Below are 15,497 nucleotides of genomic sequence, written 5' to 3' on the forward strand. Positions count from 1 at the left end.
TACCGCATCTTTTCGATCACCACAATCGGGAGGACGAGTGCCTTGGAGAGGGCCCGACTACGAGGGCGAGTTCCCGAGCCTGGGGCACCAGCTCGTCCCGTACCTCGAGCACTATCTCTGCCACGGCCCGGGCGACGTCATGGGCGAGCCCATCGTCATCGACGACGAGTTCTACGAGTTCATCGTCAAGGCGTACCGCATCGACCCGGAGACCGGCCGCCGTGTGAAGCGCCGAGCCTTCCTGTCGCGGGCCAAGGGCCGCGCCAAGAGCGAGCTCGCGGGGATGCTGGCGTGCGCTGAGGGCATCTTCCCGGTGCGGTTCGCCGGCTGGGACGCAGATGGTGAGCCGGTAGCTCGGCCGGTGCGCTCGCCCTACATCAGGTGCCTCGCCACCGAAGAGGGCCAGAGCGGCAACACCTACGACAACGTGTCGACGATGATGCAGCACGTCTCCGAGCACTTCGGCGACGAGTACCCCGGCATCAACTTCGGCAAGTCGTCGCAGACCAGTACGCGCATCCTGCTCGCCCGCCAAGCCGGTGAGATCGTCCCGAGCACCGCCTCCGGCTCCAGCAAGGACGGCGGCAAGGAGACCTTCGCCGTCTTCGACGAGACGCACCTGTACGTGCTTCCTGAGCTGAAGCGGATGCACAAGACGGTCGGCCGCAACCTGGGGAAGCGGAAGGAAGCCGATCCCTGGTCCCTGGAGACCAGCACGATGTACCGGCCCGGCGAGGAGTCGGTGGCCGAGCTGACGCACAACTACGCGCAGAAGATCGCAGAGGGCAGTGTCCGGGAGACAGGCCTCCTCTTCGACCACCGCCAAGCCCCGCTCAACACAGACCTCACCGACCGCGAGTCGCTGTTGGCCGGCCTGAAGGCTGCGTACGGTCCCGCGTCCGAGTGGATGGACCTCGACAGGATCATCTCGGACATCTGGGACCCCCAGAACGACCCCAGTGACTCGCGGCGCTACTGGCTCAACCAGGTCACCGCGGCCTCTGACGCGTGGCTGCGGCCTGACCAGTGGGACGAGTGCGCTGACGCGACGAAAGCCCTCCACGACGGCGACGTCGTGACGCTCGGCTTCGATGGCTCGATTCGTGAGGACTCCACTGCTCTGGTGGCGTGCCGCGTCGAGGACGGGCACCTGGAGCTCCTGGCGCTGGAGGAGCAGCCCGACGGGCCCGAAGCGGTTGGCTGGCAGGTCGACCGCGAGGCAATCGACGGCGCTGTGCACCAGGCGTTCGAGCGGTTCACGGTCGCGGGCATGTACGCCGACCCGGCGCACTGGCAGGACTACCTGGACCGCTGGACCTCAGAGTTTGGCCGGCGCGCTCGCGTTCGGGCCACACAGGCACGGCCCTTTGAGTGGTCGATGACGCGCTCTCGGGCGGTTGTTGAGGCTCTGGCTCGCTTCCGTGAAGCGGTCATCAGCCAGCACCTCAGCCACACAGGCGACACCCGATTCCGCCGGCACGCGCTGAACGCCAAGCGCCGTGAGTCGCGGGTCGGCACACAGATCCACAAGGAGTTCCCGTCGAGCCCGCGCAAGATCGACGCCATCGTGGCGGCGACTCTCGCGTATGAGGCCCGACAGGACGCCATCGCGCTCGGCATCGGACGCCGTAGTGCAGGAACACGTCGCATCGTCGGCTTCTGAGAGGGGGTAGATCGTGGCCGAAGCCTCGGACCTCACTCCAGAGCAGTGGCTCGCTCGCCTTGGCGAGAAGATCAAGGCACGTCGCTTCTACGTGGACTACTGGCAGCGCCTGTACGACGGCGACCACGACCTCCCAGTGGGGCCGGACAAGGCGCGCGACGCGTACAAGCGGTTCCAGCGGCTGGCCCGCACGAACCTCTGCAAGATCGCCGTCGAGAGCCGCGTCCACCGCACCCGTGCCATCGGGTTCCGCTCGGGCACGGGCCGCGAGGACGTCGACCGTCAGGTGTGGCAGCTCTGGCAGGACGCCCGGCTCGACGGGCGCCAGTCCTCGATCTACCGCAAGGCATGGTCGGTGGGGTCGTCGTACGTCATCGTCGGCGCGGACTCCCGCCGAGCTGGCAAGGCCCGCGTGTCGATCGAGTCCGCGAAGAACGTCATCGTCGAGACCGACCCGGCCGACGACACGACGCGCCTGGCTGCGCTGCGACTCTGGCACGACCCGATCAAGGGCCGCTGGTACGCGACGCTGTGGCTGCCTGGCCGGCGACACCACTGGGAGACCAGGGACAAGTCGGACGGGTCGCAGCTCCCTGAGTTCGGCGAGGGCAAGTGGCAGGTGCGCGCCGATCCGGCGGGCTCCAGTGCTGACGTTCCGGTCGTTGAGTTCAGCGCCGGTGACGACGGCGAGGAGCCGGTGCCGGTGTTCTCCGGTGGCGGGATTGACGTCCAGAACCGGCTGAACCTGACGCTGCTGAACCGGCTCGCGTCGGAGCGGTACTCCGCCTTCCGGCAGCGGTGGGGCATCAACATCCCCATCACTGAGGACCCGGTGACCGGCGAGCCCGTGGCGCCGTTCGACCCGTCGACCAGCAACCTCTGGGCTGTGTCGCAGGGGGAGCCCGGTGACCCGGAGCCCAAGTTCGGCGACTTCGCCCAGACGATGACCGGCGACATCCTCCGTGGTGTCGAGGCCGACATGCGGGCCTTCGCCGCGGTGACCCTGACGCCTGTCTACTACTTGCCCGGCGACATGGTGAACATCGGCGCTGAGGCGATCAACGCTCTCGACGCCGGCCACAACGCAAGCGTCCGCGAAGCCACGACCCGCTGGGGCGAGCGGCTGGAGGAGGTCCTGGCGCTCTGCGCCCCGTACGCGGGAGTGGACGCCGACCTCACCAGCGGCGAGCTCGCGTTCGCTCGGCCGGAGAACTTCAACCCGGCACAGGTGGCTGACTACGGCTCCAAGCTCCGTGGTGTGGGCTACCCGCTGTCGATCGTCGCCGAGCGCATGGGCGACTCTCCGCAGCAGGTCGAGCAGTTGCGTGCGGAGGTCGCGGCCGAGGCCCTGACGTCCTCGCTCACGCTGCCGACCGGCCAGCCGGGTACGCGGCCCACGGGCGAGCCCCCGACGGCGCAGCCGCCAGCTGAGCCCACGCCGGCCACACCCGTGGCCGAGGCAATGTGAACCTGATCAGGCGCCAGATCATCGAACGCCTGATCCGGGCGCTTCTGCTCCTGTTCACCAACCAGAACAGCTACACCGGACCCGACATCGACAAGTTCGTCGATCAGGCCGTACCGCTCGTACGGGGTGCGCAACGGGCCCTTGCCGGGGCGGTGGCCGCCGACATGGCAGCTCGGGCTACGGCGGCCACGGGCCGCCCCGTGCCCCCGCCGCGCATCCCGGACTCGGCTGTCGTCAACCTCCGCGAGGGCGTCGACGACACCGAGGTGTACCGCCGGCCAGCACGGGCTCTGCTGAAGTCGCTTTCTGCTGGCGACGAGCGCGATCTGGCCGAGCGCAAGGGGTCCCTCCGGTTGGAGGGCATCGCCGACCTCGACATGCAGATGACGTACGCCTCGGCTAGCCGCGCCGCCATGGACGGCCTGCCCGAGGGCGTCCGGCCGGAGTACTGGCGTCGAGTGCTTCAGGGCACCGAGTCGTGCGCTCTGTGCGTCATCGCCTCGACCCAGCGGTACCGGCGCGATCGCCTGAACCCGATCCACCCGGGCTGTGACTGCACTGTCGAAGCGATCTTCGGCCAGGTCAGCCACGTCCTGGACGACGACCTCCTCGAACGAGCCCATGCGGCCGTGGCCGAGCTGACTGGCAAGTCAGACCGCACCGGACGCGACGGGCTCGACTACCGCCATGTCCTGCTCTCGACAGTGAAGCGCCACGGCGAAGTGGGCGACATGCTCGCGCGCCCTCTTCACGACTGGACTGGCTCCTCTGATCTCGGCCGCTAGCCCGCACGGGTCTTGGCCGGAAGTAGTGCCCACTGCACGCCGACATGGCGTGCGCGCCCGACACGGGAGAACCGATGGACCCTGAGCAGACCACCCCGACGACCGAGACGCCTGATGCGACTCCGCCGACGCCACCCGCCCAGCCCGAGACACCGGCCGAGCCGGAGACGGACTGGAAGGCCGAGGCCGAGAAGTGGAAGGGCCTCGCGCGCAAGCACGAGGAGCGTCGCCAGGTCGACGGCTGGCTCAGCCCCGATGACGCCAGGAAGCTCTCCGAGGAGCGCGACCAGCTCCGCACGGCCACGGCCGACACGGACGCCCTGAAGCTCGACGCCGCGCAGAACCTGGCGGTCGCCAAGCTCGAGGGTCGTCTCGCGCGGGCGGGGCTGTCTGAGGCGGACATCGAGGCTCTGGCCGGCGCCGTCGACCCGACGCGTCTGCTCGCTGACGGGGCTCCGTCGGCTGAGGCGATCACCAAGGTCGCCACCGCTCTCACCCGTACTGCCGGTGTGAGCACCCCCGACCCGGACCAGGGCGCTGGTCGCAACTCCGGGCCGACTTCACCTGCTTTCAACGACCTGATCCGCGCCGCTCGCGGCGTTGCCTAGAGACCGCTGACGGCGGTCATCCACTGAAAGGAAGGCCATCGTCATGGCTCAGATTTCCCGCAGTGACGCTGCGGCCCTGCTCGCGACTCAGGACATCAAGGAGATCGTCAAGGACGCCGAGAAGTCCTCGGTGGCCCTGTCGAGCTTCCGGACGGTCCCCATGTCGTCCAAGCAGTCCCGCATGCCGGTGCTCTCGGCCCTCCCCACTGGTTCGTGGGTCTCGGAGGCCACGGACTCCAGCGGCGTGAAGCCGACTAGCACGATGGCGTGGGTCAACAAGGACCTGATCGCCGAGGAGCTGGCGGTCATCGTCCCGATCCACGAGAACGTGCTCGACGACTCCGAGTTCGACATCTGGAGCGAGGTCCGCCCGGCCATCGCCCAGGAGTTCGGCCGCATCGTGGACGCCGCGGTCCTCTTCGGCACCAACAAGCCGTCGACCTGGACCGACGCCGCGATCGTTCCCGGCGCCGTGGCGGCCAGCAACTCGGTCACGGTCGGGGCGGTGGACCTCGCCGACGACGTCAACCGGACCTGGGCTGCGGTCGAGGCCGACGACTTCGACGTGAACATCCAGTTCGCGAAGCGCTCGCTGCGTCAGCAGCTCCGCGGTCTCCGCGACGAGAACGGCTCGCCGATCTACCTGCAGTCGTTCCGTGGGGACGGCAACACCGACATGGTGTACGGCGAGACGATCAAGTGGGTCACCAACGGCTCCTGGGCCGACACGACCCCGGACACCGACTTCATCGCTGGCGACGCCAGCAAGGTGATCATCGGCATCCGTCAGGACGTGCGCTACAAGTTCCTCGACCAGGCCACCGTCGGCGGCATCAACCTGGCCGAGCGCGACATGGTTGCCCTCCGCGCGGTGATGCGGGTGGCGTACGCGGTCGCCATCCCGAAGACGATCGAGCGGCCCAACGGGGCGTACCCCTTCGCCGTCCTGCGTCAGGCCTCCTGATGGCCCGGTACATGACGGACCCGCACGGCAACTCGCGGAGTCAGGTCCACAACCAGGGCGACATGGACCTCCTGGCCTCGCTCGGTTGGGTCGAGGTATCGGCCGAGCCGAGCGACGCTCCTGTGGCCGAGCCGGCCAACGAGGAGGACCCCACCGACGAGGGCGACGCGGCGACGCTGCACGAGTCGGCCACGGTCACCGTCGAGGACGCCGAGCCCGCCAAGAAGTCCACGCCCAAGCGCAAGACCGCGAAGGCTGACGACGAGGAGGACTGACCTGTGTGGGCAACAGTCGACGACGTCGCGCTGACGTACGGCGAGGCGATCCCTTCCGATCGGCTCGACGCCGTTGGCTTCCTGCTCGACACGGCTCAGGGCATCCTGCTCGACCTTGATCGCGCACTGCCGGTCAAGGTCGAGCAGGGTCGCGTCTCCCGGACCACGGTCCGGTACGTGCTCTGCAACATGGTCGCCAACGTCCTGCGGAACCCCGAGGGGATCAGGCAGGAGTCGGACGGCGACTACTCGCACACGTTCGATGCGTCGGTGGCTGCTGGCCGGCTCCGGCTCAACCGCGACGATAAGGCGCTCCTCCGGGGTGCTCCTCGGATGGCGTCGCTGTCACTCAACGATCACGGCCTGCGCCGCATGGCGCGGGACGAGCCGTGAGCCTGCTCGACGGTGGCACTCAGACGGTCACCGTCTACCCGCAGGTGCTCGGCGTGGACGACGACGGCAACCCGCGCTTCAAGGCGTCCCCGACAGGGGTCACTTGTAGAGCGTCGGTGCAGCCTCGCGCCGACGAGGGCGAAGGCGACGGCCAGGCGACCAGCGCCAAGTACCGCCTCCGGCTGGAGCGTGGTGCTGGCGTCGAACTCGGGCCGCACGCCGAGGTCGTCTGGCGCAACGAGCGGTGGGCGGTGGTGGGGGAGCCCCGGCGCCACTCGGGCTCACCCCGCACCAGCAGGACGGTTGCCACGATCGAGAGGCGGTGACATGGCTGAGGTCAGTCCGCGCACCGCAGACATCGTGGCGCACCTGCCCGGCGTGATCCGCTCGGTTCGCGGCGAGGCCGAGGAGATCGGTGCTCGAGCTGGCGCCCAGCTATCGCAGCACCGTGCGACCGGCAACGCCGAGATCGAGGTGAGCTCCGGCCGCGTCGACAGCTTCGTGTCGCTGGTGGACCCGGCGGCGCTGTCGATCGAGTTCGGGGCCTTCAACGAGCGCGCTGAGCGCTACGTGCCGGGCCTGTACATCGTCACCAGAGCGGCAGGTTTGTGATGGTCGCTCCGGAGATGCCGTACGTCGAAGGCATGACCGCCCAGCTGCTCCGCGCCGAGCTCGAAGACGACGCCTGGCCCGATCTGCTGGTGGTCACGGAGATGCCTGACAAGGACGTGCGGACGTACCCGCTCGTCCTGATCACCAACGCCAACACGTCCTACGAGTACGACGGCGAGATGGCCCGCGCCACCGTCGACTTCCACGTCTGGTCCAAGGTCTCCCGCCGCCAAGCCGCGGCACTCGGGGAGTCCGTCCGGTTGGTCCTGCGGGCCGCCCGGCGAGCACAGACACGTCTCGAGGATGACCTCGGGGAAGTGGCCGGCCACCTGGTCGGCTTCGACGTGAACTCCTCGGGCTTCTTGCCCTCTGGGGACACGGACGCGCCCTGGCGCTTCCAGCTCCTCGCGTCAATGGCGGTCCGGCCCAACGCCTGATCGTTCTCTCTTGCCCTCCGGGGGCGCGCTACCTGCGCGCTGCGGGTCCGCGCATTCCCGCCCGAAGGGACGCCAACCATGGCACTCACTGATTCGGCCGTGCTCATCCCCGGGACGGGGTCCTTCTACACGGCTGCTCCCGGCACTACCCGCCCGACCGCAGAGGCGGCTCCGGCTGGTCCCACCTGGTCCAACCTGGGCCATACCTCGCGAGAGAACGGTCTCACGATCACTCGCGACGGCGGTGACTCCGAGGTGCTGGGCACCTGGCAGAACCCTGCGCTCCGCGAGCGCATCGAGCCGGTCACCTTCGCGATGACCTTCAACCTGCACCAGTTCGACAACGAAGCGCTCGCGATGTACTTCGGCGTTGGCGACATCTCCGAGGAGAACGTCTTCGGCGTCGCGCTGCAGCCGGTGCCGATTGAGCGTGCGCTGTTCGTGCGCATCGTCGACGGCGACGACGAGCTCGACCTCTACGTCCCGAAGGTCTCGATCAAGTCCGAGGACGACATCGAGGCTGACGTCGAGGCTCTGCTGGAGCTCCCCGTCCGCGCCACGTGGCTCGGCATCACGGGTCAGAACCTCGCGGACTTCATGTTCCCCGGCCTGGGCGACACCGCCTGACCTTCCACCCCTGATCGGCTGGCGGGCGCAGCTCGTCTGCGCGGACCCCCTGCGCCCGCCGGTCTCTCTTCCTGCCCTGGGTCCGCGCTGAGTAAAGAGGTCCGCGCGCAATGACTACCCCCGCTCCGCACCCGAGTGACGTGTACGCCGCCGAGGCCGCCCAGGGTCAGCCCCCGGTGCAGCCGTGGTCGCCCTGGCAGCCGCCGGCCACCAGCCCGGTCGACGCTGTGTCGGCCCCGCCGCCGATCCCGGCTCTGCCGGACTCGGCGCCCTACGCGGGCCCTCCTGCCACCCCGCAGGCGGCCCCCGAGCGGGTCGCCCCGACGGCCCCGGCTCCCGCCGACCGGCCGGAGCCCGACCTCTCGAACGCCCCCGGCCTCTGGCCGCTCAGCAAGCTCCCCTTCAAGAAGCGCGCCGACTTCATGCGGCAGTTCGACAAGATCATGCCGCTGGCCGACGCGATGAAGGACCGCAAGGAGGGCGACGAGGTCGGCGCCGAGCTCGCTGCCGACCTCTACGACATGCTCGACATCGTGGACCAGGCCCTCGGCCAGGTCGCCGCGAACTCCGAGCAGTACCAGGCGTGGGACGGCCGGTTCGACGAGGACAAGCTGATGGCCCTCTTCCAGAAGTACATGGATGGGTTCCAGCCGGGAAACTCCGGGCGCTCGACCAGCTAGTAGGCAAGTACGCGAACGAGGTTGAGTCCGACCTGTCGCAATACCACCGCATAGACATTCGTGATGTGTGGCGCGACGGGTCGGGCTTGACGCCTAGGCGCGTGCTGACGCTGGTCGAGCAGCTTCCGATCGACTCCGCAACAAAGGCCGCTGCTCGCGGCGGGCCTGAACACCGCGCGTGGGTTGTCGACACCTACCTCCTCGCCCAGGTCGCCGACCTGTTGGCCGGCGCGAATTACCAGCGCGGCGGCGGTAAGGGCGGCAAGCCCAAGCCGGTCACGCGCCCTGGAGTCAAGCCGCAGACGCGAACGATGACGGTCGCTGAGCTGAAGGCACTCGGGCGCTCCTCATAGTTGAAGTGGAGGCTGCCCGTGCCACCTGGTGGACAGACTGTTGGTTCAGTCAATGTCCGGGTCGCCCCGGATACCTCTGAGTTCGCCGACAAGCTCAAGGGTTACCTGGAGCGACTGGAGCGCACTCTCAAGGCCGTTCTCCGCGTCGAAATCGACATCGACGACAGCAAGCTGCGGTCCCGCCTCGCAGCGATCAGCCGGACGAACGTCCCCGACATCGAAGTGCCAGTCAGCCCGGAGTTGGCCGCCGGGTTCGCTGCTGAGCTGAAGGGCAAGGTCGCCGCGGCCGCTCGCGCGGCGAAGGCCACGGTCAACGTCGACATCGACGTAGACCGCAACGGCGGACTGTCCCGGGCGGGCTCGTTCCTGAGCTCGGTCGGTCAGGGGCTGAGCAGCACGCTCGGCCTGTTCGGCTCGCTTGGGTCTGTTGCGTCGAACGTCGGGGGCAAGGTCGCCGGGGTCGGTGATGCCTTCATCTCGATGGGGGCTGCCGGAACCGGCGCGCTCAGCAAGGTCGGGCCGCCGATGTTGGCAGCGGCCTCGATCGTCACGGAGCTAGCGGGCGCCGCACTCTCGGCCGGGCTCGAACTGGTCAAGATGGCCGCGATCGCGGGCACGGTCACCTTCGCGATCGGCGCTCTCGCCGTTGCGGCTGGTGGCCTGCCCGGTCTGATCGCTGCTGGTGGCGCGGCCTTCGCGATCATGCAGCTCGGGGCTGACGGCGCCAAGAAGGCTGTCGAGCGCATCAAGCCCCAGATGGACGGGCTGAAGCGCGCGATCAGCTCGATCGTCGAGACCAAGCTCGGGGACACGCTCGCCTCGCTGGCGAGCACCATCGAGGGGCCGCTGACGCGCGGTCTGTCGGTCGTGACCCGCTCGGCTCTGGGCCTGGTCGATGCCCTGGCCGGCGTCTTCCGCACCCCCGCCGGTCAGGCGTTGCTCGAGAAGTCACTCGGCAACGTCGCGATGCTCATCTCGACCATCACGCCAGGCGTCACGAACCTGGCTGGGGCGTTCCTCCGGGTCGCCGCCAACGGCTCGGTCGTGGCGTCGCTCGGCGACATCATCAACGACCTCACGAACAAGACCGCGGTCTGGTTCGACATGATGAACAACTCCGGGCGTTTCTCCCGGGGTATGGAAGTGCTGCGGACGGTTCTGTCGTCCATCAGCGACCTCCTGTTCTCGGTCCTGACCAAGGCAGCGGACTTCTTCATCGGGGCTGGGCCTGGCGTCGCGCTCTTCTTCGACGGCATCAAGCGCGCCATCGACCGCATCGACTTCACGTCGCTCGGTGAGTCGTTCGGGATGATCGCCGGAGCGATCGGCAACGTCATCGGCGCCATTCCTCCGGGCGCCTTTGACGTGATCGTGGACGGCGTTCGGCAGCTGGCCGAGGCTGTTGCGAACTTCCTCAACAGTCCCGGCGGGATCGTCCTCCTGACCGGTGCGATCGTGGCCTTCGGCTTTGCGCTCCAGCTCGCGGCTGGGTTCGTGAGTTGGTTCGCCGGGCTGATGAACGACCTGACCTTGGTCGCCGCGCAGGTGTTCTCGTTCTTCCAGAACCTGGGCCCCAACATCACGGCTGGCTTCGAGTCTGCCCAGGCTGCGGTGGTCGGGTTCTTCGCGAACTTCGTCGCCACGCTCGCCACGACCTTCATGGTCATCTACACGACGGTCACGACGTGGCTCGCCAACACGGTCGCCAGCATTGTGACCAAGTGGAACGAGGCCGTTACCTGGGTCACGAACGCAGTCTCGAACATCTTGGCGGCGGTCCGGTCGGGCTTCTCGACGATGTACAACGTCGTCGCGTCGGCCGTGATGACCGTGGTCAACGCGGTCCGCAACGGCTTCAACAACGCGGTCGCCGCGGTTCGCTCTGCGGGCTCGTCGATCATCGCGGCGGTCGTCTCGGCGTTCAACTCGGTCCGGTCGTCCATCTCCAACGCGATCAGCACGGTCGTGTCGGTCGTGCGGTCGGGCTTCAACAACGTCGTCTCGGCGATGCGCAATGCGATGAGCTCGGCGCTGGCTGCCGTCCGCTCGGCCTTCAGCTCGGTCGTCGCGGCTGTGCGCTCTGGCATCAGCAACGCGGTGAGCGCGGTGCGCAGCTTCGTCGGGTCGTTCGCCTCTGCGGGGCGGGCGATCATCGAGGGCGTCGTCAACGGCGTCCGGGGTGGCGTGGGCGCCCTGGTGGGTGCCGTCCGCAACGCCGCACAGACCGCCCTCAACGCGGCCAAGAACTTCCTCGGGATCAACAGCCCCTCGCGGCTGTTCCGCGAGGTCGTCGGTCGGGCGATCCCGGAGGGCGTCGGCGTCGGCATCACGAAGTACCTGCCGTACGTCGAGAACGCGGCGCGCAACCTGGCGTCCAAGGCCCTCGTGATGACGCGGCGGGTCATGGGCTCCGGCATCAAGGCGGACGACTTCGGGGCTGGTGTCTCGCTGGCCCTGAACAACGCCGCCGACAACCTGCTTAGCAGGCCCTGGTTCGACGCCGGGCGCGACATCGTCGGCGAGCTCCAGAGGGGCCTCGCGTCCCAGGACCTGACGTTGGCCGGCGTGGGTGCGGGGGCCGCCTCCTGGCGCGCTCCGGCCCCTGCCGATCCCGCGCCGACTACCGGCGGGGCCGGGCCCACGCAGGACGTCGTAGAGGCCTTCGCGGCAGCTCTCGACGGCAAGGAGTTCGTGATCGACAGCCAGGGCGGTCAGGTCCTCGCTCGCTGGGTCAACAAGGCCAATGAGAAGAACGAGAGGCGGTAGGTCGTGGCCACCTCTGGCGTGTTCTACATGGGCCAGCTCGGACGGATGGCGCCCCTCCCCGGTATCCCCCGGGGAGGGGTCGTCCCGCAGGACACACTGCGCACCGCTGGTGAGCAGACCTCTCTCGGTGGGCGCGTCACGACCGACATCGTCGCCACCCGCCGCAACTGGGGCTTCGACTGGCACGCCCTGACCACCGCCGAGCGGGACCTGATCGAGAACCACCTTCTCGGCTTTCGCCCCGGTCCGCTGCGGATGATCGACCCGACGCGGCGCAACCGTCTGTCGGTGCGCGGCTCGGGCATCACCACCGGCCTGCTCGGGATGGACCCGGTCCTCACGGGCTCTGGGACCTGGACTGATCAGGACCTCGTCACGACGACCGGGCTCGGGTCGGTCCGGGGCGGTCTGCTGACGCCCAGCACGACGTCCGTGCTTCACGCGCACCTCGACCGCCAGGAGAACCGGCGTGTTCCGGTGCTCCTGGGGGAGACCCTCACCTCCACGGTGTGGGTGTACTGCCCGACTGGCGGCGGCACGGTCGCCCTGACCGCCTCCTACTTCAACCTCGTCGGTTCGTTGATCTCCACCCTGACGGGCACGACCGTCGCCCTCGCAGCGGCGACGTGGACCCGGGTCGTGCACACCTGGACGGTCGGGTCGTCGACGGCTGTCGGGGCCTCTCCGCGGGTCTCCTGGACTCCGCCCTCGGCCGGGGTCGGGCTGTACGTCGCCCAGCCCCAGATCGAAGAGGGCGCCGCCGCGACTGCCTGGTCTTCGGGTGGCGGTTGCCCTGAGGTGCGCCTCCCCAAGTTCCGCTCGACGGCGCTCTCGCCGTCGGAGTTCGACGTGGTCCTCGACGTCGAGGAGGTCTGACGTGCAGGAGCAGGGAGACACCGCCCTCGCGGCGGCCGTCGACGCCACGCCGCGATATCCCGCGGTCAAGCTCGAGGTCGACTGGAACCGAACCGGGCTCTACGACCACCCCGACTCAGTCCTCACCTCCGAGGACCGCGTTGAGACGGTCACGGTCGAGCGGTCGCTGACTTCGGACCTTCCCGAGACCGCAAGCCAGATCGACGGCTACGCCTCGTCGACGCTGAAGGCGACGATTGGTGGGCGCGCCTCGGATGGTCTGCCGCTCGCCGAGTCGCTGTCGCCGTACCGCCCGACTGGCTCGATGTACCGGAAGCCGCTGCCCCTGACCGAGGTCCGTTGCTCGATGGGCCTGCGCTCGGCGACCGGCACGAAGCTGCTCCCGCAGTTCGCCGGCCAGACCCGCGACGTCGACTTCGCTGAGACCAGCCCGAAGATCAGCATCTCGGCGCTCGACCCGGCCGACCGGCTCCGCGCCTCGATCACGCTGCCTGCCTACGCCATCGACCGTCGCTACGAGGCGCGCAATCTCGATGGCTACTCCAAGCTCTACGGTTACACTGCCTTGGAGTACTTCACCGGCAGAGTGAACACTCAGTGGTTCGTCGATTACATCTTGCGACGTAACGACATTTGGGCGACCCCTCGTGTCCGCCAGGACCTTCTGATCTCGGTCACTGGTAATGGTGGTTTTCCTGCGGAAACAGGTATCACCGGACTGCTTCAAGGAAGCACTACAAGCAGACCCGACTATACGGCTGAGACCGGACCTTTCGGTGAGACACTCCAAGAAGGCAACTGGCTCACCTACAACGATGGCTCACTGGTTGTCCCGTACTACACCACCGAGCAGGTGTTGCTGAGGACCGGTAACGGTATCGGTGTCTCGCAGTGGCTCGATGTACAGCCTGACGCAGCAGCATCACCGAGCACTCGCACAATGTGGGCATTCAAGCCCTTCGCTGGATCAGGTGCTGGCGCTCGGGTGCAGGGGGCGTACGACGCGGTCAACAACGAGTTCGTCGTGTCTGCTGTCGGTAATACGACCGGCACGGTGCGGTTTCCGGCAGGAGCCGCCGGCTGGAAGTTCGTTGGATTCCACGCCCGGATGACCAGCACCACGGGCATGACCGTCACCATGCGGCTCGGTGGCGCGATTAGCACCAAGTCTCTGACGTTCGGTGGTTGGCCGGACCAGGCAGCTCCTGTTGGAACACTCGAGGCCTACTTTCCGCTCACCTGGGCGCACTTGCAGATGTGGTCATCGCCGTCTCCGGAGTCGACCTCGTCAGCGGTTCCGTGGACGGGCGAGGTCCACACCCCTGAGGCCGATGTGCCTCGCGGCGCGAACTACATGTACTACCTGCCGGACGTCGTCAACATGGACTCCTGGAAGCTCATGCAGGAAATCATGCAGGCTGAGAACGGCCTGGTGGGCTTCGATGAGAACAAGGAGTTCTTCTACAAGCCTCGTAACCTAACGACCAACATCGGCACCATCGAGAAGACAGTGAAGCTGGCCGACTCGGTCTCGGAGCTGTCGTACACGGTGTCTTCGGACTCGGTCCGCAACACGATCACAACGACGACGCAGACGGCGCATTACCCGACAACTGCAACCGATGTGATGCCGACAGTGTGGTCGACGGATGCGCCCGACGAGCTTGTGATCCCGGTGGGCATCTGGGAGTACGAGATCGCCCTTCCGCCGATGACAGTGCTGCCGTGGCAGGACGTACCGCAGAAGTCCACTGAGCAGTGGAAGGACACGGCCGTCAACGCCACGATCACCTCCGGGTTCGTGGCGACGAGCGCATCCAACACCGCCTTCCCTGCGCCGTGGAACTCTGTGTACGTCACTGTGTGGCAGAACGGCCCACGCTCGGCAATCCTCCGCGTTCGCAATTACTGGGATAAGCCAATTCAGATGTCGACCTGGGAGGCATCTGGCACCAACCCAACTGCCGCCTTCCGTCTGTCCGGCCTGAAGGCCGAGCTCGACAACCCGGTGGTCAAGAAGATCCAGTCACCCGGTTCTGTGGCTCGGTACGGCGAGCGCGTTCTCGAGCTGCCGACCTCGAAGTGGCGGCAGTCGCAGATCAGGATCGCCGGCATCGTCAACGGCCTCCTTGCCCTTCTGGCGAACCCGTTGCCGATCCTGGAGGACATCGAACTCGTCGGTGATCCTCGGGTTCAGCTCGGGGACACAATCCGGCTGGTCGGCCGCACCGACAAGCTCTCGATCCGAGCCACCGTCGTGAAGCTGAAGCGGGTCTTCTCCCGCAGTACTGGGCTGCACGACACGTACGCGGTGCGCCCCATCGCTCCTCCCGGATACGGCGTGATCGGTGACTCCGAGCTCGGCCGACTGGGCTCGACACTCGCCATTGCATCTTAGGAGGCATTCGCTATGGCAGTTCTGCCTGTCTTCGACGATGACGACATTCTTCCGGCGTGGCAGCTCAATGCGCTCCGGAATGAAATCGAGCGCGTGGTCATCGCCACCTTCAGTGACAACACGCGGACGAACAAGCCGCTGTTCAAGGTGCGGCGGACGTCGAATCAGTCGATCACTCAGAACACCGACACTCTGGTGGTCTGGCAGACGTACTCCGAGGACCCGGACGGCATGTGGGACCCGGCGGTGCCGAACCGCGTCACCTCGAAGCGGGCGGGCGTCTGGCTGCTAATGGCGCAGGAGCGGTATCCGCTCAGCGCTTCGGGAGACCGTGCCGGGAAGATCATGTGGAACGGCACATCGGTGTTCGACAACTCGATCGCGTCGTACAAGGGCGCCGCCCGGAACGACGGTGAGGGCACGACCCTCTCCCTCGGGTGCATCAAGCGCCTCGGCGTCGGTGACGCGATCTACCTCAACACCTGGCAGTCGTCGTCGACCGCTCAGAACCTCACGAGCGGTGCAGCTGAGGACGACGACTTCGGCGGCACCTGGCTGTCCGGCGTGTGGCTGGGCCCCTGACCTCCTGATC

At 67.6% G+C, this 15,497-nt stretch carries 17 protein-coding genes; all 17 read left to right on the forward strand.

Annotated features, from left to right (window positions below):
- Nucleotides 1-139 precede the first annotated feature (139 nt).
- Nucleotides 140-1,663 (forward strand): Terminase, encoded by a 1,524-nt coding sequence (locus tag ACQPYN_RS16195; protein WP_433038623.1) that lies wholly within the window; start codon nucleotides 140-142, stop codon nucleotides 1,661-1,663.
- Between the two features lie 13 nt (nucleotides 1,664-1,676).
- Nucleotides 1,677-3,131, forward strand: coding sequence for a phage portal protein (locus ACQPYN_RS16200; RefSeq protein ID WP_433038625.1), 1,455 nt, complete (start codon nucleotides 1,677-1,679; stop codon nucleotides 3,129-3,131).
- Complete coding sequence (locus ACQPYN_RS16205) at nucleotides 3,128-3,916, forward strand: hypothetical protein (RefSeq protein WP_433038627.1); 789 nt, start codon at nucleotides 3,128-3,130, stop codon at nucleotides 3,914-3,916. Before ACQPYN_RS16200 ends, ACQPYN_RS16205 begins: the two co-directional genes overlap by 4 nt.
- Before the next feature lie 74 nt (nucleotides 3,917-3,990).
- Nucleotides 3,991-4,524, forward strand: coding sequence for a hypothetical protein (locus ACQPYN_RS16210; protein WP_433038629.1), 534 nt, complete (start codon nucleotides 3,991-3,993; stop codon nucleotides 4,522-4,524).
- Nucleotides 4,525-4,567: 43 nt separating this feature from the next.
- Nucleotides 4,568-5,488 carry a phage major capsid protein gene (locus ACQPYN_RS16215; RefSeq protein WP_433038630.1) on the forward strand — a complete coding sequence of 307 codons (921 nt, stop codon included), beginning with the start codon at nucleotides 4,568-4,570 and terminating at the stop codon, nucleotides 5,486-5,488.
- 11 nt (nucleotides 5,489-5,499) lie between these two features.
- Entirely contained in the window at nucleotides 5,500-5,763 is a 264-nt protein-coding gene (locus tag ACQPYN_RS16220) for a hypothetical protein (protein ID WP_433038632.1), read from the forward strand.
- 3 nt (nucleotides 5,764-5,766) lie between these two features.
- Nucleotides 5,767-6,156, forward strand: a complete 390-nt coding sequence (locus ACQPYN_RS16225) for a hypothetical protein (RefSeq protein ID WP_433038634.1) — start codon at nucleotides 5,767-5,769, stop codon at nucleotides 6,154-6,156.
- Entirely contained in the window at nucleotides 6,153-6,482 is a 330-nt protein-coding gene (locus tag ACQPYN_RS16230) for a hypothetical protein (protein WP_433038636.1), read from the forward strand. Before ACQPYN_RS16225 ends, ACQPYN_RS16230 begins: the two co-directional genes overlap by 4 nt.
- A 1-nt stretch (nucleotide 6,483) precedes the next feature.
- Nucleotides 6,484-6,768: a DUF5403 family protein gene (locus tag ACQPYN_RS16235; RefSeq protein WP_433038639.1), complete on the forward strand. Its 285-nt coding sequence runs from the start codon at nucleotides 6,484-6,486 to the stop codon at nucleotides 6,766-6,768.
- A 14-nt stretch (nucleotides 6,769-6,782) separates the two neighbouring features.
- Nucleotides 6,783-7,205 carry a hypothetical protein gene (locus ACQPYN_RS16240; RefSeq protein WP_433038641.1) on the forward strand — a complete coding sequence of 141 codons (423 nt, stop codon included), beginning with the start codon at nucleotides 6,783-6,785 and terminating at the stop codon, nucleotides 7,203-7,205.
- A gap of 255 nt (nucleotides 7,206-7,460) precedes the next feature.
- Entirely contained in the window at nucleotides 7,461-7,832 is a 372-nt protein-coding gene (locus tag ACQPYN_RS16245; RefSeq protein WP_433038643.1) for a hypothetical protein, read from the forward strand.
- A gap of 140 nt (nucleotides 7,833-7,972) precedes the next feature.
- A complete protein-coding gene (locus tag ACQPYN_RS16250) occupies nucleotides 7,973-8,512 on the forward strand; it encodes a hypothetical protein (RefSeq protein ID WP_433024684.1) in 540 nt (179 codons plus the stop codon).
- 101 nt (nucleotides 8,513-8,613) lie between these two features.
- Nucleotides 8,614-8,865 (forward strand): hypothetical protein, encoded by a 252-nt coding sequence (locus ACQPYN_RS16255; protein WP_433024687.1) that lies wholly within the window; start codon nucleotides 8,614-8,616, stop codon nucleotides 8,863-8,865.
- A gap of 18 nt (nucleotides 8,866-8,883) precedes the next feature.
- Nucleotides 8,884-11,631, forward strand: a complete 2,748-nt coding sequence (locus ACQPYN_RS16260) for a phage tail protein (RefSeq protein ID WP_433024690.1) — start codon at nucleotides 8,884-8,886, stop codon at nucleotides 11,629-11,631.
- Between the two features lie 3 nt (nucleotides 11,632-11,634).
- On the forward strand, nucleotides 11,635-12,507 hold the full coding sequence (locus ACQPYN_RS16265; RefSeq protein WP_433024693.1) for a hypothetical protein: 873 nt from the start codon (nucleotides 11,635-11,637) through the stop codon (nucleotides 12,505-12,507).
- Between the two features lies 1 nt (nucleotide 12,508).
- A complete protein-coding gene (locus tag ACQPYN_RS16270; RefSeq protein WP_433024696.1) occupies nucleotides 12,509-14,905 on the forward strand; it encodes a hypothetical protein in 2,397 nt (798 codons plus the stop codon).
- Between the two features lie 12 nt (nucleotides 14,906-14,917).
- Nucleotides 14,918-15,487 (forward strand): hypothetical protein, encoded by a 570-nt coding sequence (locus ACQPYN_RS16275; RefSeq protein ID WP_433024699.1) that lies wholly within the window; start codon nucleotides 14,918-14,920, stop codon nucleotides 15,485-15,487.
- Nucleotides 15,488-15,497 lie beyond the last annotated feature (10 nt).

The organism is Actinomycetospora sp. CA-053990, from assembly GCF_050948445.1.
Classification (GTDB): Bacteria; Actinomycetota; Actinomycetes; order Mycobacteriales; family Pseudonocardiaceae; genus Actinomycetospora; species Actinomycetospora callitridis.

Excerpts from the sequence above, each read along its gene's own strand:
- ACQPYN_RS16195 (WP_433038623.1), top strand. The coding sequence starts at position 140 with ATGGGCGAGCCCATCGTCATCGACGACGAGTTCTACGAGTTCATCGTC.
- ACQPYN_RS16210 (WP_433038629.1), top strand. The coding sequence starts at position 3,991 with ATGGACCCTGAGCAGACCACCCCGACGACCGAGACGCCTGATGCGACT.
- ACQPYN_RS16215 (WP_433038630.1), top strand. The coding sequence starts at position 4,568 with ATGGCTCAGATTTCCCGCAGTGACGCTGCGGCCCTGCTCGCGACTCAG.
- ACQPYN_RS16220 (WP_433038632.1), top strand. The coding sequence starts at position 5,500 with ATGACGGACCCGCACGGCAACTCGCGGAGTCAGGTCCACAACCAGGGC.
- ACQPYN_RS16235 (WP_433038639.1), top strand. The coding sequence starts at position 6,484 with ATGGCTGAGGTCAGTCCGCGCACCGCAGACATCGTGGCGCACCTGCCC.
- ACQPYN_RS16240 (WP_433038641.1), top strand. The coding sequence starts at position 6,783 with ATGCCGTACGTCGAAGGCATGACCGCCCAGCTGCTCCGCGCCGAGCTC.
- ACQPYN_RS16275 (WP_433024699.1), top strand. The coding sequence starts at position 14,918 with ATGGCAGTTCTGCCTGTCTTCGACGATGACGACATTCTTCCGGCGTGG.